This window comes from Aureimonas phyllosphaerae (assembly GCF_900113065.1).
Taxonomy (GTDB): Bacteria; Pseudomonadota; Alphaproteobacteria; order Rhizobiales; family Rhizobiaceae; genus Aureimonas; species Aureimonas phyllosphaerae.
Genome location: NZ_FOOA01000011.1, coordinates 73,890 through 92,068 on the forward strand (window position 1 = coordinate 73,890; position 18,179 = coordinate 92,068).

Annotated in this window: 20 protein-coding genes; 12 read left to right on the plus strand and 8 right to left on the minus strand. The window is 66.9% G+C overall.

The annotated features are described in order from the left end of the window. Window positions 1-207: 207 nt before the first annotated feature. A complete protein-coding gene (locus BM175_RS14105) occupies window positions 208-561 on the plus strand; it encodes a hypothetical protein (RefSeq protein ID WP_090964081.1) in 354 nt (117 codons plus the stop codon). 66 nt (window positions 562-627) lie between these two features. Here the strand turns inward: BM175_RS14105 and BM175_RS14110 are convergent, their stop codons facing one another. From BM175_RS14110 to BM175_RS14125, 4 genes are all read right to left on the minus strand, one after another. Further along, window positions 628-948 (minus strand): plasmid stabilization protein, encoded by a 321-nt coding sequence (locus BM175_RS14110; RefSeq protein ID WP_090964083.1) that lies wholly within the window; start codon window positions 946-948, stop codon window positions 628-630. Window positions 949-1,012: 64 nt separating this feature from the next. Further along, entirely contained in the window at window positions 1,013-1,567 is a 555-nt protein-coding gene (locus tag BM175_RS14115; RefSeq protein WP_090964085.1) for an SIS domain-containing protein, read from the minus strand. 11 nt (window positions 1,568-1,578) lie between these two features. After that, window positions 1,579-2,868, minus strand: coding sequence for an L-rhamnose catabolism isomerase (gene rhaI, locus BM175_RS14120; protein ID WP_090964087.1), 1,290 nt, complete (start codon window positions 2,866-2,868; stop codon window positions 1,579-1,581). A 35-nt stretch (window positions 2,869-2,903) separates the two neighbouring features. Further along, window positions 2,904-4,991 (minus strand): bifunctional rhamnulose-1-phosphate aldolase/short-chain dehydrogenase, encoded by a 2,088-nt coding sequence (locus tag BM175_RS14125; protein ID WP_090964089.1) that lies wholly within the window; start codon window positions 4,989-4,991, stop codon window positions 2,904-2,906. 200 nt (window positions 4,992-5,191) lie between these two features. Here BM175_RS14125 and BM175_RS14130 point away from each other — a divergent pair, with 200 nt between their 5' ends. The 10 genes from BM175_RS14130 to BM175_RS14175 all read left to right on the plus strand — a co-directional run bounded on the left by BM175_RS14130 (window position 5,192) and on the right by BM175_RS14175 (window position 15,189). Then, window positions 5,192-5,992, plus strand: a complete 801-nt coding sequence (locus tag BM175_RS14130; protein WP_090964091.1) for a DeoR/GlpR family DNA-binding transcription regulator — start codon at window positions 5,192-5,194, stop codon at window positions 5,990-5,992. Further along, window positions 5,976-6,305 carry an L-rhamnose mutarotase gene (locus tag BM175_RS14135; protein ID WP_090964093.1) on the plus strand — a complete coding sequence of 110 codons (330 nt, stop codon included), beginning with the start codon at window positions 5,976-5,978 and terminating at the stop codon, window positions 6,303-6,305. Before BM175_RS14130 ends, BM175_RS14135 begins: the two co-directional genes overlap by 17 nt. Window positions 6,306-6,309: 4 nt before the next feature. Then, complete coding sequence (locus BM175_RS14140) at window positions 6,310-7,716, plus strand: FGGY-family carbohydrate kinase (protein ID WP_090964095.1); 1,407 nt, start codon at window positions 6,310-6,312, stop codon at window positions 7,714-7,716. Further along, window positions 7,713-8,648, plus strand: a complete 936-nt coding sequence (locus tag BM175_RS14145; protein ID WP_090964097.1) for an AraC family transcriptional regulator — start codon at window positions 7,713-7,715, stop codon at window positions 8,646-8,648. The genes BM175_RS14140 and BM175_RS14145 overlap by 4 nt, the downstream gene beginning before the upstream one ends. A 110-nt stretch (window positions 8,649-8,758) precedes the next feature. Next, a complete protein-coding gene (locus BM175_RS14150) occupies window positions 8,759-9,844 on the plus strand; it encodes an NAD(P)-dependent alcohol dehydrogenase (protein ID WP_090964099.1) in 1,086 nt (361 codons plus the stop codon). 39 nt (window positions 9,845-9,883) lie between these two features. Then, the gene (locus BM175_RS14155; RefSeq protein ID WP_090964101.1) at window positions 9,884-10,609 is read left to right on the plus strand and encodes an SDR family oxidoreductase; all 726 of its coding nucleotides are present in this window, start codon (window positions 9,884-9,886) and stop codon (window positions 10,607-10,609) included. After that, window positions 10,599-12,107 carry a sugar ABC transporter ATP-binding protein gene (locus tag BM175_RS14160; RefSeq protein WP_090964102.1) on the plus strand — a complete coding sequence of 503 codons (1,509 nt, stop codon included), beginning with the start codon at window positions 10,599-10,601 and terminating at the stop codon, window positions 12,105-12,107. The genes BM175_RS14155 and BM175_RS14160 overlap by 11 nt, the downstream gene beginning before the upstream one ends. Then, window positions 12,104-13,057, plus strand: coding sequence for an ABC transporter permease (locus tag BM175_RS14165; RefSeq protein WP_090964104.1), 954 nt, complete (start codon window positions 12,104-12,106; stop codon window positions 13,055-13,057). Before BM175_RS14160 ends, BM175_RS14165 begins: the two co-directional genes overlap by 4 nt. A gap of 14 nt (window positions 13,058-13,071) precedes the next feature. Continuing rightward, a complete protein-coding gene (locus BM175_RS14170; RefSeq protein ID WP_090964106.1) occupies window positions 13,072-14,016 on the plus strand; it encodes an ABC transporter permease in 945 nt (314 codons plus the stop codon). Between the two features lie 69 nt (window positions 14,017-14,085). Next, window positions 14,086-15,189 (plus strand): autoinducer 2 ABC transporter substrate-binding protein, encoded by a 1,104-nt coding sequence (locus BM175_RS14175; RefSeq protein WP_090964108.1) that lies wholly within the window; start codon window positions 14,086-14,088, stop codon window positions 15,187-15,189. Window positions 15,190-15,274: 85 nt separating this feature from the next. Here the strand turns inward: BM175_RS14175 and BM175_RS14180 are convergent, their stop codons facing one another. The 4 genes from BM175_RS14180 to BM175_RS14195 form a co-directional block, all read right to left on the minus strand. Next, window positions 15,275-15,937, minus strand: coding sequence for a phosphatase PAP2 family protein (locus tag BM175_RS14180; protein WP_244546010.1), 663 nt, complete (start codon window positions 15,935-15,937; stop codon window positions 15,275-15,277). A 158-nt stretch (window positions 15,938-16,095) separates the two neighbouring features. Next, window positions 16,096-16,512, minus strand: coding sequence for a DUF305 domain-containing protein (locus BM175_RS14185; RefSeq protein WP_090964112.1), 417 nt, complete (start codon window positions 16,510-16,512; stop codon window positions 16,096-16,098). Further along, a complete protein-coding gene (locus BM175_RS14190) occupies window positions 16,509-16,847 on the minus strand; it encodes a four-helix bundle copper-binding protein (protein ID WP_090964114.1) in 339 nt (112 codons plus the stop codon). Before BM175_RS14190 ends, BM175_RS14185 begins: the two co-directional genes overlap by 4 nt. A 71-nt stretch (window positions 16,848-16,918) precedes the next feature. Further along, window positions 16,919-17,338: a hypothetical protein gene (locus tag BM175_RS14195; RefSeq protein ID WP_090964116.1), complete on the minus strand. Its 420-nt coding sequence runs from the start codon at window positions 17,336-17,338 to the stop codon at window positions 16,919-16,921. A gap of 83 nt (window positions 17,339-17,421) precedes the next feature. Here BM175_RS14195 and BM175_RS14200 point away from each other — a divergent pair, with 83 nt between their 5' ends. Further along, window positions 17,422-18,087: a sulfite oxidase-like oxidoreductase gene (locus BM175_RS14200; protein ID WP_090964118.1), complete on the plus strand. Its 666-nt coding sequence runs from the start codon at window positions 17,422-17,424 to the stop codon at window positions 18,085-18,087. Window positions 18,088-18,179 lie beyond the last annotated feature (92 nt).

Here is an 18,179-nt window from a genome sequence, read left to right on the forward strand (position 1 = left end):
CGGCCTTTGGCGATTCCCCGGCAACGATAGCCTCGACACGTCCGTCGACCAAGCGCGTTCGACGGGCCGGTGGCAGGATATCGCCGCCGATCGCGGTTTCGCGCAAGAGGAACTAAACTTGAACGTCGGAGTTCTGATGATGTGCCGAAGCGTGCAGCGTCTGGAGCGTTGCAACCGGCGTGTTCGGTAGTTTCTGGGGAGTATGCAATGAACCGCCTGATTCTCGCCCTCGCCACCACGGCTGCCCTTTCCACCGCCGCATTCGCCCAGTCGTCCGAGACGACCAATCCGGTTCCTGGCACCAGCGCCGGCGAAGAGTCCGCGATGCCGGCGGGCGCCGCCAGCACCGTGACGACGCCGACGGATGCGCCTCCCGCCTCGACCGATGCCAACACCAGCAAGGTGCCGGTTCCGGGCAACGGCACGGGTGTCGCCTCGACGATGCCGGCCGACGCCGCGAGCACCGTCGTCGTCCCGACGGACGCGACGCCGGTCCCCGCGGATACCAGCGTCCCCGTCCCCGGTACGAGCGCCGGCGACGACAGCGTCAAGACGAACTGAACGAAAGCTTGGTGAAGAAAAGGACGCCGGACCCATCCTCCGGCGTCCTTTCGTATGGTTCGACGTTCAGGCGTGGGATGCGTGCGCTTCGGCGTTCCGCTTGCGCGTCGCGGCCGCTTTCTTGGCCGACTCGGACCGCTGTGCAGCGGTGCGGGATGCGGACGCCTTTCCACCCTTCTCGCCGCCCTTTCGAGCGGAGGCGTGCGACTCGGCGTGTCCACGACCGGAGCCGCTCTTGTTGCCGCCGCCGCTGTCCTTGTTGACGGTCGCCCAAGCCCGCGCCTCGGCTTCCTTTTCGGGAACGCCGCGCTCCTCGTAGCCCTCGGCGATATGCTCCGCCTTGCGCTTCTGCTTGTCGGTGTATTTCGACTTGTCGCCCTGCGGCATCGAAACCTCCTGTCGATCGCTTGCGTCAGGAGAACCGATCGCCGCGCGCGGCGGTTCCGCCTGGCTATTCCATGTTTGTGTGGTTGGCGCGCATGGCCTCGGGGGTGACGCCGAGGCGGGTCTTCAGCTTCAGGACCATGACCTCGAACAGCACGAACAACGCGCCTTCGAACAGCGATCCCATCGGCAGGACGGAGGTGGCGGCAGCGCCCTGATCGTCGGCCATCGTCTGCGCCGGAACGGTGAGCACGTAGTCGGCCATGCCCGGCACCCGTCCCAGCGGCTGCGCGGTCACGACGACCACCTCGGCCCCTGCTGCCTTCGCGACCCCGACCAGCGCGACCGCCGTCGAAATCTCACCCGGACCGCAAACGACGAAGAACACGTCGCCCGGCCCGAGCGCCGGGGTCGTCATGTCGCCGACCACCGAGACCGATCGGCCGAGATGAAAGAGCCGCATTGCGAAGCCCTTCACCTGCAGACCTTCGCGTCCTCCCGCATAGACGCTGACATGCCGTGCCTCGGCGATGCGCCGGCAGGCTTCGTCCACGGCACGATCGTCGATATTGTCCGCGACGCGCGCCAGTTCCTCGATGGCGGTGCGGTAGAGATTGGTCATGCTCGGCTCCTTCAGACGATGCCGCCGCCAGACGCCCGCGCAGCCGGGCGCTCGCTGGCGACGCGGGCACGATAGCCGCTCGTCCGGTAGGCCGCGACGGGATCGATAGCCCCGCCCGCATCAAGCCGGGCCTGTGCCAGGATCGGCTCGACGTCCAGGCGGAAGCCAGCCTTCAGCGTTTCGGAGGCCATCATGACGTCGTTCTCGTCCTGGTGTCCGCGCAGCGCCTGCCGGTCGACAAGCAGCGCTTGCACGTAAGCGCGTCGGATCTCGTTCGCCGAGCGGATCAGGCTCTCGATCGGGTCGGTGACGTTGTGCGACTGGTCGATCATGTAGGACGGATGAAGCGCATCGAGCCGCCCCCCGGCCTCGACCAGTTCGTTGAAGACGAGGAACAGGCGGAAGGGATCGATCGAGCCGGCGTCGAGGTCGTCGTCGCCGTATTTGGAGTCGTTGAAATGGAAGCCGCCGAGCTTCCCGGCATGGATCAGCCGCGAGACGATCTGCTCGATGTTCACGTTCGGCGCGTGGTGTCCGAGATCGACGAGGCAGAACGCCTTCGGCCCGAGTTCCATGGCGGTCATCAGGCTCGTGCCCCAGTCCGCCATCACGGTCGAGTAGAAGGCCGGCTCGTACATCTTGTGCTCGGAGAAGATGCGCCAGTCGTCTGGCAGCCGCCCGGTGATGCCTTTCATGGCGTCGAGGTACCGCTCGAACGAGCGCCCGAGATCGCTCTGGCCGGGGAAGTTGGAGCCGTCGCCGACCCAGACCGTCAGCGCCTTGGAGCCGATGGCGGCACCGAGATCGACCGTCTCGAGGTTGTGTTCGACGGCCTGCGCGCGAACGGCGGCATCGGCGTGAGAGAGTGAGCCGAACTTGTAGGAGAGCGGCTGGCGCGGGTCGTCCGGATGATCCTGGAACGTGTTGGAATTCATCGCGTCGAAGGCGAGGCCAAGCTCCTCGCCCTTGGCGCGCAGTTCGGTCGGGTCCGCCTTATCCCAAGGGTAGTGCAGTGAAACGGCCGGGGTCGCCCGACCGAGATCGTTGATGACCGCGCAATCGTCGAGTTTTTCGAAGATGCCGCGCGGCTCGCCAGCGCCCGGAAAGCGTGCGAAGCGCGTGCCGCCCGTGCCGACGCCCCAGGACGGAACGGCGACCGAGAAGGCCGAAACCTTGCGCGTCACCTCGTCGATCGAGACGCCGCGGCGCTCCAGCTTCTGCCCCAGCGCGGCGTAGTCCGCCTCATGGTCGGCGCGCAGCCGCTCGTTGGCCGCCTCGATGACGTCCTTATGGATTCTCATGGCTTGCCCTCCCGGCGGCCGGATGGATGAATGCGTCAGCGCGTGAACGATATCTGATTGCCGGCGTCGACGTTGACGATGTTGCCGGTCGACTTGGCGGACAGGTCGCTGGCCAGGAAGTAGACGGCTTCCGCGATGTCCTCGGGAAAGACGGAGCGCTTCAGCAGCGAACGCGCGCGGTAGTGCTCCTCCAGCTGGTCCTCGCCGATCTTCGAGGAAGCGGCTCGCTGCTCGCGCCACTCGCCGTTCCAGATCTTCGACCCGCGCAGCACCGCGTCGGGGTTGACCGTGTTGACGCGGATGCCGGCCTCCGCCCCCTCCAGCGCCAGGCAGCGCGCGAGATGGATCTCGGCGGCCTTTGCCGCGCAATAGGCTGAAGCGCCGGCGGAGGCCGCCAGACCGTTCTTCGACGCGATGAAGACGACGGCGCCGCCGAGCTTTTGACGGCGGAAGAGCCGGAAGGCCTCGCGGGAGACCAGGAAGTAGCCAGTCGCGAGAATGTCGATGTTGCGGTTCCAGACTTCCAGCGTCGTATCCTCGATCGGCGAGGCAGACGCGATGCCGGCGTTGGAGACGAGGATGTCCAGCCCGCCGAACTCGGCGACGGCATCGACGAAGCCTTTGGCCACCGCCGCCTCGTCCGTCACGTTGACGAGAACGCCGCGAACCTGATCGGCCCCGAAGCTCTTCGACAGGTCGGCCTTCGCACCGTCGAGGGCGGCTGCGTCGATGTCGGCTAGCACGACGCAGGCTCCCTCCCGAAGAAGCCGCTCGGCGGTCGCGCGGCCGATGCCACCCGCCCCGCCGGTCACGAAGGCGACGCGCCCGGCGAGCGACTTCGGCTTCGGCATCCGTTGGAGCTTCGCTTCTTCAAGCAGCCAATACTCGATGTCGAAGGCTTCCTGCTCGTCCAGCCCCTGATAGACGTCGACGCCGGAAGCGCCGCGCATCACGTTGATCGCGTTGACGTAGAACTCGGCGGCGATGCGAGCCGTCGCCTTGTCCTTGGCGAACGACATCATGCCGACGCTGGGCACGAGGTAGATCACAGCGTTCGGGTCTCGGATCGCCGGGCTGTCGTCGTGACGGCATCGCTCGTAATAGGCGCGATAGCCGTCGCGGTAGGCCTCGATCGAGGCGTCGAGCCCGGCGACAACGGCGTCGACATCGCCGTCGAAGGGCAGGACCAGCGGCCGTATCTTTGTGCGCAGGAAGTGGTCGGGGCACGAGGTGCCGAGCGCGGCCAAGGCGTCGAGATCATGAGATCCGACGAACTGCAGCACCGCATCGGAATCGTCGAAATGGCCGATCTTGCGCTCGTCCTGGCCGATGCGCGCCCGAATTTCCGGCATCAGTTGGGCCGCGATGCGGCGGCGCTCGTCCGGTGCAAGCGGCGCCATGGCCTCGCCACCGAAGGCGGTCTTGCCCGCGAGCTGGCCGTCGAACCATTCGATAGCCCGATTGATGATGCGCAGCGTCGTCTCATAGCAGTCCTTGGCTGTGTCGCCCCAGGTGAATAGACCATGGCTCTCGAGGACGACGCCCGTGGCGTTCGGATTGGCGGCTGCGAAACGCGAGAGTTCCAGCCCCAGCTCGAAGCCCGGGCGGCGCCAGCCGAGCCAGCCAATCTCGTCGCCGTAGATTTCCTGCGTCAGCTCGCGGGACCGTTTGGTCGCGGCGATCGCGATGACCGCATCAGGGTGCATGTGATCGACGTGGCGGTAGGGCAGATAGGCATGGAGTGAGGTATCGATCGAGGCCGCGCGCGGGTTGAGATCGAAGGTGCAATGGTTGAGGAGGCCGACCATCGCGTCCTCCTGCTCGACGCCGCGGTAGATTGATCGCAGCTGCTCCAGCTTGTCCATGTAGAGCGTGGCGAAGCCGTCGAGCTTCATGGTGCCGACGTCGCCGCCCGAGCCCTTTACCCAGAGGACGGTGACGTCCTCGCCGGTCAGCGGGTCCTTTTGCTGGACCTTGGCAGACGTGTTGCCACCGCCGTAGTTGGTGATGCGCTTGTCGGAACCCAGAAGGTTGGAGCGATAGAGCAGACGCTCGGGCTCGCTCATCGCTGCCGCGCGCGCATCGTCCCAGCGGTTTTCCAGCAGTTTCGTCGCCGCGCTCATCGCCAACCTCTTTTCGGAATCGCCGCCCGCCCCTTGCGTCCTGCGCACCGGATCGGCGCGCGGACCATCCTCCCCATGCGGTGCGATGTCAACAGAAACGATCACAACCGATCATGATGCAACGCACAATGATCGAATATGATCGAGCATGATTGACAACGGGGTGGCGTCGTTCGATGGTCTGCGTCGGGAGGACGAGCATGCACGAACGCGAACGCCAGCGGATGATTCTGAGTGCCCTCAAGGGGCGCTCGGTCGGTACCGTGCAGGAGTTCGCGGCCTTGACGGGCGCCTCCGAGGCCACGATCCGTCGTGACATTCAGGCGCTCTCGGCAGCCCGTCGGCTTCGCAAGGTGCGCGGCGGCGCGGAGGCAATGTCATCGTCCGTGCCGGGACTGCCGGGCGGATCCGATCTGGCGCTTGCGCGGACCGTCAACGTGGCGGAGAAGCGGGCGATCGCTCGCGAAGCCGCCCGCCTCTGCGAGGATGACGACGCCGCGATCATCAACGGCGGCTCGACTACGTTCCAGATGGTCCATTTCCTGACGGACGCGAGCCTGCAGGTGATGACCAACTCGTTTCCGATCGCAGAGCACCTGATGCAGCATTCGCGCTGTACGGTTCTCCTGCCGGCGGGTGCCGTCTACCGCGCGCAGGGGCTGATCCTGTCGCCGTTCGAGGCCGACGGTACCGCGCATTTTCGTGCACGGCGCATGTTCATGGGCGTCCAGAGCGTTTCGGCGCTGGGTCTGGCCGAGACGGATCCCCTGATCATCCAGTCGGAGCAGCGTCTGATGCGACAGGCGGACGAACTCGTGATCCTCGCCGACCATTCGAAGTTCGGCAATCGCTCGAGCCTGCTTCTGGCGCCGCTGGAGCGCGCGCAGATCCTCGTCACGGACGAAGCCGTCTCCGACAAGGATGCGGCGATGGTCGAGGCAGCGGGTGTCCAACTTGTCGTCGCCAGGGTCGAGGGAGGCATGAATGGCCAACGCGCCTGACGAAACGCTCGCCTTCCGCATGGTCCTGAAGCCGGGGCAGGCGGAAGCCTATCGCCGCCGGCACGACGCAATCCCATCCGATCTGGTGGCGCTCCTGCGCGAGGCCGGCATTCGCGACTATTCGATCCATCTCGACCCCGAGACGAACCACCTCTTCGCCATCCTGAAGCGACCGGCCGACCACGGCATGGATGCCTTGCCGCAGCAGGAGGTGATGAAGCGCTGGTGGGCGATGATGGCCGACATCATGGACACCAACCCGGACGCTTCGCCCGTGGTCACGCCCCTCGAACCGATGTTCCGGATGGATTGAGCGCATGGATCGCCCTGCCCGTCATGTCGCCGTGATCGATATCGGCAAGACCAACGCCAAGGTGGTGATGCACGATCTCGCCGAGCGGCGCGATCTGGCATTTCGATCGACGACCAACGCGGTGCGGCGCGACGGACCCTTTCCACATTACGATCTCGACCGCCTCTTCGCCTTCGTCGTCGCGTCGCTCGGCGAGGTGGCGGAAGGACACGAGCTGGACGCCATCGCGATCACGACGCACGGCGCCTCGATCGTGCTTGTGGACGACGACGGCCTCGCCCTACCGATGATCGACTACGAGTTCGACATCGCCGGTCCGGAAAGCGACGCCTACGACACCGTGCGTCCGCCGTTTTCCGAAACCCTGTCGCCGCCGATGAAGCAAGGCCTCAATGTCGGGCGGCAGCTCTTCTGGCTGCAGAAGCGCTTTCCCGACGCTTTTGCGAGGACGCGCTGGATCCTCACCTACCCGCAATATTGGGCATGGCGACTGACCGGCATTGCCGCCGTCGAAACCACATCGCTGGCATGCCACTCCGATCTCTGGTCGCCGCAGCGCGGTGACTACTCCTCGCTTGTCGACGAGATGGGCTGGCGCGACCTTTTTCCGAAGCGGCGGTCGGCCTTCGAGACGCTCGGGCCCCTCCTGCCGGACATCGCCGACCGCGCGGGCCTTGGAGACAGGGGGCGTATCCCCGTGGCGTGCGGCATCCATGATTCCAACGCCTCGCTCCTTCCGCATCTCCTGTCGCGATCGACACCGTTCTCGGTCGTCTCCACCGGAACCTGGATCGTGAGCTTCGCGATCGGGGGCCGCGACGTGCGGCTCGATCCCGCGTTTAGCACGCTCGGCAATGCCGACGCCTTCGGGCGCACCGTGCCGTCGGGCATATTCATGGGCGGACGTGACTTCGACCTGCTGACCGAAAGCCGGCCGGAGGCGCCCGACGAAGCGACCATCGCCTCCGTGGTCGAGCGCGGCATCATGGCCCTGCCGGGCCAGACGCGCGGCAGCGGCCCCTTCCCCGATGGTCCGGGCGGCTGGTCGGTCGACCCCTGCTCGCTGACCGACGCCGAGCGCACGGCGGTTGCGAGCCTCTACGCAGCGCTCTCGACCGAGGCGGTCCTGCGCAACATCGGCGCGGACGGTCCGACCATCGTCGAGGGACCGTTCTCGCGGAACGACCTCTATCTCGCGGCACTGCGCGAGCTGACCGGCCGGCCGGTCGCAGCGCCCGCTGAGGGAACCGGCACGAGCGCCGGGGCGGCGCTTCTGGCGCTCGGCCCCGATGCCGCGATACAACCGTCTGCCGAGCGCGCCCTTCCCGATCGGCCCCTGCCGAACCTCGAGCGGTATCGTGCGGCGTGGAGCGCGACGGCCGAAGCATCTCGTCTGGAGGAGACGGCATGACCTGCGACCGCCCGGACGCCGCGCCCGCCACCGGCAACGACCCTGCGCTCGAGATCATCCTGCGCGGGCCCGGCGAGAGCATCCGCTGGGCCAAGCACGACTACCCGCATCATCTCGCCAAATGGCACCGCCACCCCGAGTACGAGCTGCATCTCGTCACGGCCGGGCGCGGGCGGATGATGGTCGGCGACTATGTCGGCCCGTTCCAGGAAGGCTGTCTGGTGCTGGCCGGACCCAACCTGCCGCACAACTGGATCAGCGATCTCGACCCCGGAGGACGGCTGCCCAACCGCGATGTGCTGGTCCAGTTCGACGCGGCGGTCTGCGAGACGCTGGTGAACGGCTTCAGCGAGTTCGCCGATCTTCGTGCCCTGCTCCGGGACGCGGCGTTCGGCGTCGAGTTCCACGGCGAGACGGCCGAGCAGGGACGCAGAAAACTTTGCGCCATGGAACATCAGCGGGGTGCCGGACGACTGGTCGCCTTCCTCTCGCTTCTGGCAGGTCTGGCCGCCCGGCCGGACGAGCGGCGGGTCCTCGCACGCTACGCCCCGTCGCTCGGGCTGCACACCTCGGCCTCGCGGCGCCTCGACCGCGTCATCGCCTTCATCAGCGAGCGCTTCGCCACCGACATCTCGCTCGGCGAGGCCGCGGCGGTCTGCAACATGGAAGTGACGGCATTTTCCCGTTTCTTCAAGCACCAGACGGGCCATAACTTCACGTCTTACGTGAACCGGATGCGGGTCCAGCAGGCCTGCGCGCTTCTGACCGGGACCGACCTCCCCGTCACGCGCATCTGTTACGACGTCGGCTACAACAACACCGCCAACTTCAACCGGCAGTTCTACGCCGTATGCCAGCAGACGCCATCAGCCTACCGGGACGAGTCTCGCCGCATCCGGACCCACCGCACCGGCGAGACGCGGGCTGCCTAATATATCGGCCAAAAAAGTTTGCAATGTCGTGCATTGAGGCGTCGCGGGCTGATCGGAAGCCACCTAGCGTCTCGGCAGCACGGACGAGGATCAAGGGGGGAGAGTCGGTCATGCGGAACATCGACGCGTTGAAGGCGAGCAGGGCGGGCGACCAGCGGGCACTGGTCCTCGAAGCCAAGGACAAGCTCGCTCTGCGCGATTGCCCCGTGCAGGAGACGCTCGGCGCCCACGACGTGCGCATCGCGATTCACACGGTCGGAATCTGCGGCTCCGACGTTCACTACTACACGCACGGCGCCATCGGCCCCTTCGTGGTGCGCGAGCCCATGATCCTCGGCCACGAGGCGTCCGGCATCGTCACCGAGATCGGCTCGGCCGTGACGACCCTGAAGCCCGGCGACCGCGTCTGCATGGAGCCGGGCATCCCCGACCCCAACAGCCGCGCGACGCGCCTCGGGCTCTACAATCTCGACCCCGCCGTCCAGTTCTGGGCGACCCCGCCGGTGCACGGCGTATTGCGCCCGAGCGTCGTCCACCCCGAAGCCTTCACCTTCAAGCTGCCGGACAACGTGTCCTTCGCGGCCGCAGCAATGGTCGAGCCGCTGGCCGTCGGCGTCCACGCCGTCACGAAGGCCAAGGCGGCACCCGGCAACGTCGCGGTGGTCATCGGTGCCGGGCCGATCGGTCTCGTCACGGTGCTGGCGGCGCTCGCCGGCGGCTGCGCGCATGTCATCGTGTCCGACATCGACGATACGAAGCTCGAGATCGCCCGCAAGCTCGGCTCGGTCTCGACGGTCAACGTATCGCGCGAGAGCCTCGTCGACGCCGTCAAGGCGCGCACGGAAGGCTGGGGCGCCGACGTGATCTACGAATGCGCAGGCTCGGAAAAGGCGATCGCGACGATCTTCGAGCCGCTCTGCCCCGGCGGCGTCGTGGTGTTCGTCGGCATCCCGCTGTCGAACCCATCCTACGACGTCTCGCAGGCGATGCTGAAGGAAGCGCGCGTCGAGCACGTGTTCCGCTACGCGCACGTGTTCCCGCGCTGCGTCGCGATGCTGGCGTCCGGCGCCGTCGACGTGTCGCCGCTCATCACCCGCACCTTCACGTTCGACCAGAGCGTCGAGGCGTTCGAGCTCGCGGCGAAGGCGCCCAAGGGCGAGGTCAAGATGCAGATCGAGATGGGCATCGGGGACTGAACCACCCCGCACCATCCACCGCGTTCGGGAGGAACGAGGATGAACTTCAAGGGTAGGACCGCCATCGTCACCGGTGCCGGAAAAGGCATCGGCCGGCACGTCGCGACGCTCCTGCGGGAGCGCGGCGCCGAGGTGGTGGCGCTTGGTCGCACGGCCGCGGACCTCGAGACGCTGGCGGCGGAGATCGGCTGCCGCACGATCACAGTCGATCTCGGCGATGCCGTGGCGGCACGCCGGGCAGCGGAGGAGACCCTGCCGGCCGATCTTTTGGTCAACTGCGCGGGGATCAACATCCTCGAGCCGTTCCTCGAGATGAAGGACGAGTCCTTCGACGAGGTTCAGGCGATCAACGTGCGCGCAGCCGCCATCGTCGCTCAGGTCTTCGCGCGCGACGTCATCCGGCGCTCGGTGCCGGCCGCGATCGTCAACGTGTCCTCGATCTCGTCCTTCCTCGGTTTCCGCGACCATGCCGCCTACTGCGCCTCGAAAGGGGCGCTGGACGGGCTGACGCGCGTGATGGCCAACGAACTCGGTCCGCATCGCATCCGCGTCAACGCCGTGAACCCGGGCATCACGCTGACGGAACTTGCGCGCGTCGCCTGGAGCGCGCCGGAAAAGGGCGGTCCGATGCTGGCCCGCACCCCGGTCGGCCGCTTTGCCGAGACCGGCGATGTCGCCGAGACCATCCTGTTCCTGCTCTCGGACGCCGCCGCCATGATTCACGGCCACGCCATGCCCATCGAGGGGGGCTTCCTTGTCAACTGAGGCCCCGCCCATCATCGCGCTGCGCGGGATCGAGAAGGCTTTCGGGCCGGTCTCGGTGCTGAAGGGAGTCGATTTCGACCTTCGTCCCGGCGAAGTCCACGCCCTCATGGGCGAGAACGGCGCCGGCAAATCGACCATGATCCGCATCATGTCGGGTGCGCACCAGCCGAACGCCGGCGCAGTCGAGATCGACGGGCAGGCGCGCAAGCTGGACGGCCCGCGGGACGCGCAGGACCAGGGCATCGCCGTCGTCCATCAGGAACTGCTTCTGTTTCCTGCGCTGACGGTTGCCGAAAACATCTTCGTCGGCCATGCGCCCCGCACCGGCCGTGGGACCCTCGACTGGGCGACCATGCGGCGCCGGGCGCGGGAGATCCTCGACCGCCTCGACTGTCCCGACCTCGACGTCGACGAGACCGTCTCCAGGCTGTCCGTCGCCAACCGCCAGCGCGTCGAGATCGCGCGCGCCCTGTCGAAGAACGCGCGCGCGCTGATCATGGACGAGCCGACCGCGGCGCTCGCCGAGGCCGACGTCCGGCGCCTCCTCGACGTCGTGCGCTCGCTTCGCGCGCAAGGGGTAGGCATCATCTACGTCAGCCATCGCATGAACGAGATCTTCGAGATCTCCGACCGCGTCACCGTGCTGCGCGACGGCAAGACGATCGCCACCAAGCCCGTTGGCGAGGTGACGGAAGCCAGCCTCGTTTCGATGATGGTCGGTCGCGACATCGACGAACTGTTTCCGAAGGAAGACATCCCGATCGGCGAGACGGTGCTCGAAGTGCGCGATCTCGCCTACGCCGGGAAGGTGCGCGACGTGACCTTCTCCGTGCGCGCTGGCGAGATCCTCGGGATTGCCGGCCTCGTCGGCTCCGGTCGCACGGAACTGGCGCAGACGATCTTCGGGGTGACCCCCGCGACGTCGGGCGAAATCCTGATAGACGGCAAGCCGGTGAAGGTCGGCAGCGTGCGGGAGGCGATCGACAAGCGCATCGCCTACGTGCCCGAGGACCGGGCGCAGCACGGCCTCGTCCGACCCCAGACCATCCGTGAGAACGTCTCGATGGCGATCCTGGATCGCCTCACGCGCCGCTCGGTGGTCGATACGGCGCGCGAGAAGGCGCTGGCCGAAGACGCCATCAAGCGCTTCTCCATCCGTGCCCGCGGTCCCGGCCAGGTCGTCGCCCAGCTCTCGGGTGGCAACCAGCAGAAGGTCGTCATCGCCAAGTGGCTGGCCACCGACCCGCGCATCCTCATCCTCGACGAGCCGACGCGCGGCGTCGACGTCGGCGCCAAGACCGAGATCCACAAGCTCATGAACCAGCTCGCGCGCCAGGGGCTCGCCATCATCATGATCTCGAGCGAACTGCCCGAGGTGCTCGGCATGAGCGACCGCGTGCTCGTGATGAACGGCGGGCGCATGACAGCGATCCTCGATCGCGCCGACGCCACGCCCGATGCCGTCGGCACCGCCATGATGACGGGACACGCGGCATGAAGGGTCCGACGCTCTCGCGCCGCCTGTCGTCGTCCGGCCAGGAACTGCTGCTGGTCGTCGCGATCGCGGCGCTCTTTCTCGTGGTCGGCTGGATCAATCCGCGCTTCGTCTCGCAGAACAACCTCACCTCGATCTTCGTCGGCAACGCCTACATCGCGGTCGCCGCGATCGGCATGTCGATGGTCATCATCTCGGGCCATATCGACGTCTCGGTGGGCGCGCTGATCGGCGTCCTGGCGACGGTCTCCGGCATCCTCGTGACCAGTGGCTATCCCGTCTGGCTTTCCTGGCTTCTGCCGATCCTGATCGGCGGCGTCGTGAACGCGGGGCTCGGCGCCCTGATCGCCTACCTCAAGGTGCCGTCGATCATCGCGACACTCGCGATGCTCTCGATCCTGCGAGGCGGCCTGATCACAGTGACGGGCGGTGCCTGGATCTCCGGCCTGCCGCCGGAGTTCCAGCTCGCCCAGTTCCGCCTGTTCGATGTGCCCTCCCCGGTCTGGTTCATGATCGTCATGACCATCGGTTTCGCCTTCATGCTGCGCTCCACCGCGTTCGGTCGGGCCATCTACGCCGTCGGCGGCAACCCGGAAGCGGCCGAGGCGTCCGGCATTCCCTACAAGGCGACGATCGTGAAGGTCTTCGCGCTGCACGGGCTCATCGCCGGCGTCGCCGCGATCCTCTTTGCGACGCAGCTTCAGGTGATCCAGTCCACCGTACCGAACGGCCTCGAACTCATCGTCATCACCGCGTCGGTCGTCGGCGGCGTGTCGATCCTCGGAGGCATAGGCACCGTCGTAGGCTCGACGCTCGCCGCGATCCTCTTCGCCGCCATCGGCTCGTCGCTGATCTTCCTCAACGTGTCGGCCTACTGGCTTCGCGCGGTGCAGGGCATCCTCATCCTCGCAACGGTGCTCGCCGACATGGCGCGCCGTGGGCGAGCGAGCTGAGGGAGGAGAGAACCATGACCTTTCGCTCCCTCCTCCGCCACGAGGCAATCCTCGCGCTGATCCTCGCGCTCGCGCTGGCGGTCCTCGCCGTCGACAACGAGCGCTTCTTCACCGCGGCCAACCTCCTCAACCAGGGGCGGCTGCTCACCGAGGTCGGCCTGATCGCGGTGGTGATGACGTTCGTGATCGTCACCGGCGGCATCGACCTGTCGGTCGGATCCATCCTCGGCCTCTGCGCCATCCTGATCGGCGTCTTCTGGAAGACGCTCGGCCTGCCACTGCCCGTCGCCATCGGCCTGTCCATGGTGGTCGGAACCGCCGCGGGCTTCGTCAACGGGCTCATCATCACCCGCTTCCGCGTGCCGCCGCTGATAGCGACACTAGCGACGCTCGCGCTCTATCGCGGCCTCGCCGAAGGCATCAGCCAGGCGCAGTCGATCCGCGGCTATCCGAAGTGGTTCTTCGAACTCGGACAGGGCGACGTCTTCGGAATCCCGACGCAGCTCTGGCTGCTCGCCATCGTCGCCTTCGCCGGCTTCTTCATCCTGCGCTACACGGCCTTCGGCCGCGCGACCTACGCCATCGGCAACAACGAGGCGGGCGCAGCCTTTTCCGGCATCGACGTCGCCAAGACTAAGCTCTGGATCTACTCGGCCTCCGGTTTCGTATCGGCGCTCGCGGCCGTCGTCTTCGTCAGCCGCGTCTCGACCACGCGTTCGGACATGGGGTCGGGCATCGAGCTCGATGTCATCACGGCCGTGGTGCTCGGCGGCACATCGATCTTCGGCGGACGCGGCCTCGTCGTCGGCACGCTGCTCGGCCTCTGCCTCGTTCAGGTCCTGAAGAACGGCCTCGCCCTGTCGGGCGTGCGCGGCGACGGCACCATCGTCATCATCGGAGCCGTGCTGATCGCGGCCGTGCTCATCTCGAACTTCCTCAGCCGCTATTCCGGCGACTGAGGCACTGCTCCGGCCGGCAGCGGCCGGGACTGAAGACCAGCCCAACGTCATCGTGGAGGAGACAACGGCATGCGCACCCTTCTGGCATTTCTCGTCGGCACCAGCCTTCTGACCGCACCGGCTATGGCGCAGAGCGCCTGGACGGGCGGCGACGACCAGCCGGCCAACCCCCTCGCCTGCGACGCCAGCGTCACGGCCGTGCCGCCGGGCGACTACAACGGCGGCGAGCCGACCGGCGCGCCCGACCGCAAGGGCAAGCCGCTGAAGGTCGTCGATATTCCGAAGCTCGTCGGCGTCGGCTACTTCAACTCGACCGCTGCGGGCATCCAGGAAGCGGCCAAGGAGCTCGGCTCGATGACCGTCACAACCGACGGTCCGACCAAGGCGAACATCGACGAGCAGATCACCTTCATCGACAACTACATCACGTCGGGCGTCGACGGCATCCTGTTCGCCGCGAACGACCCGGTCGCGATCGCGCCGGTGCTGAAGCGCGCTCTGGAAGCCGGCATCAACGTCGTCGGCTACGACGCCGACGCCGAGGCCGACGCTCGCCAGTGGTTCGTGAACCAGGCCGAGCCGAACGGCGTCGCCAAGTCGATGATCGACCAGCTCGCCTCCGAGATCGGCGAGGAAGGCTCGTTCGCGATCGTCACCTCGACCTTCACGACGCCCAACCAGGCGCGCTGGATCACCGAGATGGCCGCCTATGCCGAGAAGTGCCACCCGAAGATCAAGTTCCTCGAGACGGTTGAGGCGCAGGAGGACAACATCCTGTCCTTCAACCAGGCGCAGACGCTGATCAACAAGTACGGCGACGAGCTGAAGGGCATCCTCGGCATGACGTCGGTCGCGACGCCGGCCGCTTCGGAAGCGGTGCAGCAGCAGAACCTGTGTGGCAAGGTCTCGGTGGTCGGCCTCGCGCTGCCCAACGCGATGAAGCCCTACATCAACAACGACTGCATCAAGTCGACCATCCTCTGGTCGACGGTCGACCTCGGCTATGCCGCCGGCATGGCGATGCGGGCGGTCGCCGACGGCACGCTGAAGCCGGGTGACACGACGTTCAAGGCCGGCCGCCTCGGCGACCTGCAGGTCGTCAACCAGAGCCAGATCCTGCTCGGCGCACCGAAGGTCTTCACCAAGGCCGACATCAACAACTTTGACTTCTGAGCCGAAGTGAAATGACCAAGGCGGCGTCGGTTCCCCCGGGAGCAGGCGCCGTTTCCCGTTCGGAGAACGCTGCGACGACTACGCGTCAGGAGCTCGGCTCGACGCTGCCGCGATGCTGCAGCCATCGCGCCACCCACCAGCAGATGAAGGCCCAGGCGGACCCGGCACACCATCCCGCCAGAACGTCGGTCGGGTAATGCACACCGAGATACACGCGGCTCGATCCGATCAGGAGCGTCAGCACGATCGCGACACCCATGAAATAGGCGCGCATCACGATCCCGCGCTCTGACCGGGCAAGCAGCGCACCGAGCGTCAGATAGGTGACGGCCGAAAGCATCGCATGACCGCTGGGGAAGCTGAGGCTGTGGACATCGACGAGGTGGGCCACGACGTCCGGCCGCTGCCGGTCGAATCCGATCTTCAGAAGGTTGGACAGGATCACGCCTCCCACGACGGCGACGGCCATCATCAGGGCCGACGCCCGTTTGCCCTTCATCAGGAGGTAGGTGACCGCCAGAACGAGAATAAGCGAGAGGACCGTGTAGCCGCCGAGCGCCGTGAGGTCCCGCATGATGGCCTCGATCCAGAACGGGCCAATCGGGTCCGCCGGATCGGTGGGGCTGCGGAGCGCCCGCAGGATCGCATCGTCGAACGCGTGGGTTTCCCCCTCCCGCATCTCGCTGGCGATAGTGAGGAACCCGAAGAGCGATGCAGAGATGATGCCGAAGAACGCGAGGCCCCGCACCTCCACCTTCCGGAGGATCGGGATGCGCCCTAAGTCGGGACGCCGAGACGACAGGCGGGAGGCGGGCGGGGTCGGTTCCATACCCGGCAACATATGTCGCTCGCTGGGTCGGGCGAGTGGGCGGACGGACCCATCGATCCGCCCACTCGGTCGGGACCCTATCGTCCCTTGTTGGCGTCGATCCAGGCCTGCAGTTCGGCGATCTCCTTCTCCTGCGAGGAGATGACGTCACGCGAAATCCGGGTCAGCGTCGGATCGTTCTCGCCGCTGTCGAGATAGGCGCGCGCCATGTCGATCGCGCTCTGGTGATGGGGGACCATCATGCGGGCGAAATCGAGCCCCGGACGTCCCGTCATCGGCTCCGTTGCCATCGCCTGATGCATCGTGTCCATCGCCTGCATCATCCGCTGGCTCGCCGTCGGGCTGCCGGGTTGCGCCGCCGCGCCATGGCCCATCGCATCATGGTCCGCGGCACCATGACCCGTACCGGGTTGGGGCGTATCCTGGGCCTGCGCGGTGTCGAGCGGAATCGCCGCGGCAAGGGCAAGAGCGAGAAGCAGAGGTGCGCGGCTCATTGCATCGCTCCCATCCGGCGGCAGTGCTCCGCACACTCCCGGCATGCGCGGACGCATTCGGCCATGCCGCCCACCCGTTCGCAGTCGTCTGCGCAGGCCGAGCAGATGGCGGCGCAGGCCGTGCAGGAATGGCGGTGGGCATCCGATCCCGTCAGCATGATATGGGCCGACGCCCGGCACATCTCGGCGCAGGCCGCCATCAGGCGGAAGTGCGCGGGTTCCGTATGGTCGCCGCCCGCTTCGAGGCAGTGATGCATGGCGGTCGACAGGCACGTTCGATAGCAGGCGAGGCAGGCGTCGATACAGGCCTGCATGTCTTGCGAATGATGGGTCATGGTTTCGCTTTCCAATCGAAAATTCGGGACGCCGGTTGTCGGACGCGTTTCGCGCCCACCGGCAGCGGTCGTCAGGTGCGCCCGTGCCCTCGCGGCGGCCGCAGCGGCACCGCGACGACGCGCCCCTCTCCGGCCTCGTTCGGCACCGACATTCTGACCGTCATCGGCCAACGGTCGACCGTCTCGTCCATCGGCAGCAGGGGAAGTGCCGGGAGGCAGTGCGCGACGCAGCAGCTGGCGGTGGCATCCCCTCGGTCAGGCGGCGAACTCCACTCGTGGATGCCCGTCGCGTCCAGCCACCGGTCGTGCGACGCGGCCTCGACGGCGTGGGCGTGTGCGACCTGAACCGTCGGCATACCGTAGGTGAATGCGAACACGAGCAGCACCAGCGACGACAGCACGTGCCGCCACCAACCGGAAATCCTCGTCGCATCGTCACCGCTCATGTCCGAGAAGGTGCCAAGGGCGCGAGCCATTTCAAGGGACGTCATGTCGGCGAGAAGTTCGCCGCATGAGGCTGAACTTGCGACGCGTGCACTCCATCTTCCCGCCAACCTTATCAACGGAGGCCGCGATGGCCGATACGCCGGACGATACCCCGCCTGAATCGAAACTGACCCGCACCAAGCAGGAGTGGGCGCGCCTCGGGCGCTTTCTGACGGGGCGGCAGGAGCGCCCCGAGAGCGACCGCCTCCCGCCGGGCCAACATCTCGTCAAGAACTGGCCGGTCCTCGACCTCGGCCTTCAGCCGGACGTCTCGGCCGAGCGTTGGAGGCTGCAGATCAACGGCGCGGTCGAAGAGCCGCAGATCTGGGACTGGGCGCGTTTCCAAAGCCAACCGCAGACCGAAGAGACGACCGACATGCACTGCGTGACCACCTGGTCGCGCTACGACAACCGTTGGGCGGGCGTGTCGACACGCGACCTGATGGCGGCCGTCCGCCCCCGCGAGGACGCGGCCTTCGTGGTGCTCGGCTCCTACGACGGTTACACCACCAACCTGCCGCTGTCGGACTTCGCCGCCCCGGATGCGATGCTCGTCCATTCGTGGGAGGGGCGTCCAATCACGAAGGAGCACGGCGGCCCGGTGCGCCTTCTGGTGCCGCATCTCTACCTCTGGAAGAGCGCCAAGTGGCTGCGGTCGATCGAGTTCCGCACGGCCGACCAGCCCGGCTACTGGGAGGTGCGGGGCTATCACAACCGCGGCGATCCGTGGACGGAAGAGCGATACTCCGACTAAGGAAGTCCGCGGCTTCGCGCTGGCCTTCCGGCCCCTCCCCGGCCCACAATCGCCCGACGATTCGGCCGGGAGGGCCGCACGGGAGGGCAGAC

Coding starts and splice junctions, on each gene's coding strand:
- BM175_RS14105 (WP_090964081.1), top strand. CDS start 208: ATGAACCGCCTGATTCTCGCCCTCGCCACCACGGCTGCCCTTTCCACC.
- BM175_RS14110 (WP_090964083.1), bottom strand. CDS start 948: ATGCCGCAGGGCGACAAGTCGAAATACACCGACAAGCAGAAGCGCAAG.
- BM175_RS14115 (WP_090964085.1), bottom strand. CDS start 1,567: ATGACCAATCTCTACCGCACCGCCATCGAGGAACTGGCGCGCGTCGCG.
- rhaI (WP_090964087.1), bottom strand. CDS start 2,868: ATGAGAATCCATAAGGACGTCATCGAGGCGGCCAACGAGCGGCTGCGC.
- BM175_RS14125 (WP_090964089.1), bottom strand. CDS start 4,991: ATGAGCGCGGCGACGAAACTGCTGGAAAACCGCTGGGACGATGCGCGC.
- BM175_RS14130 (WP_090964091.1), top strand. CDS start 5,192: ATGCACGAACGCGAACGCCAGCGGATGATTCTGAGTGCCCTCAAGGGG.
- BM175_RS14135 (WP_090964093.1), top strand. CDS start 5,976: ATGGCCAACGCGCCTGACGAAACGCTCGCCTTCCGCATGGTCCTGAAG.
- BM175_RS14140 (WP_090964095.1), top strand. CDS start 6,310: ATGGATCGCCCTGCCCGTCATGTCGCCGTGATCGATATCGGCAAGACC.
- BM175_RS14145 (WP_090964097.1), top strand. CDS start 7,713: ATGACCTGCGACCGCCCGGACGCCGCGCCCGCCACCGGCAACGACCCT.
- BM175_RS14150 (WP_090964099.1), top strand. CDS start 8,759: ATGCGGAACATCGACGCGTTGAAGGCGAGCAGGGCGGGCGACCAGCGG.
- BM175_RS14155 (WP_090964101.1), top strand. CDS start 9,884: ATGAACTTCAAGGGTAGGACCGCCATCGTCACCGGTGCCGGAAAAGGC.
- BM175_RS14165 (WP_090964104.1), top strand. CDS start 12,104: ATGAAGGGTCCGACGCTCTCGCGCCGCCTGTCGTCGTCCGGCCAGGAA.
- BM175_RS14170 (WP_090964106.1), top strand. CDS start 13,072: ATGACCTTTCGCTCCCTCCTCCGCCACGAGGCAATCCTCGCGCTGATC.
- BM175_RS14175 (WP_090964108.1), top strand. CDS start 14,086: ATGCGCACCCTTCTGGCATTTCTCGTCGGCACCAGCCTTCTGACCGCA.
- BM175_RS14185 (WP_090964112.1), bottom strand. CDS start 16,512: ATGAGCCGCGCACCTCTGCTTCTCGCTCTTGCCCTTGCCGCGGCGATT.
- BM175_RS14190 (WP_090964114.1), bottom strand. CDS start 16,847: ATGACCCATCATTCGCAAGACATGCAGGCCTGTATCGACGCCTGCCTC.
- BM175_RS14195 (WP_090964116.1), bottom strand. CDS start 17,338: ATGACGTCCCTTGAAATGGCTCGCGCCCTTGGCACCTTCTCGGACATG.
- BM175_RS14200 (WP_090964118.1), top strand. CDS start 17,422: ATGGCCGATACGCCGGACGATACCCCGCCTGAATCGAAACTGACCCGC.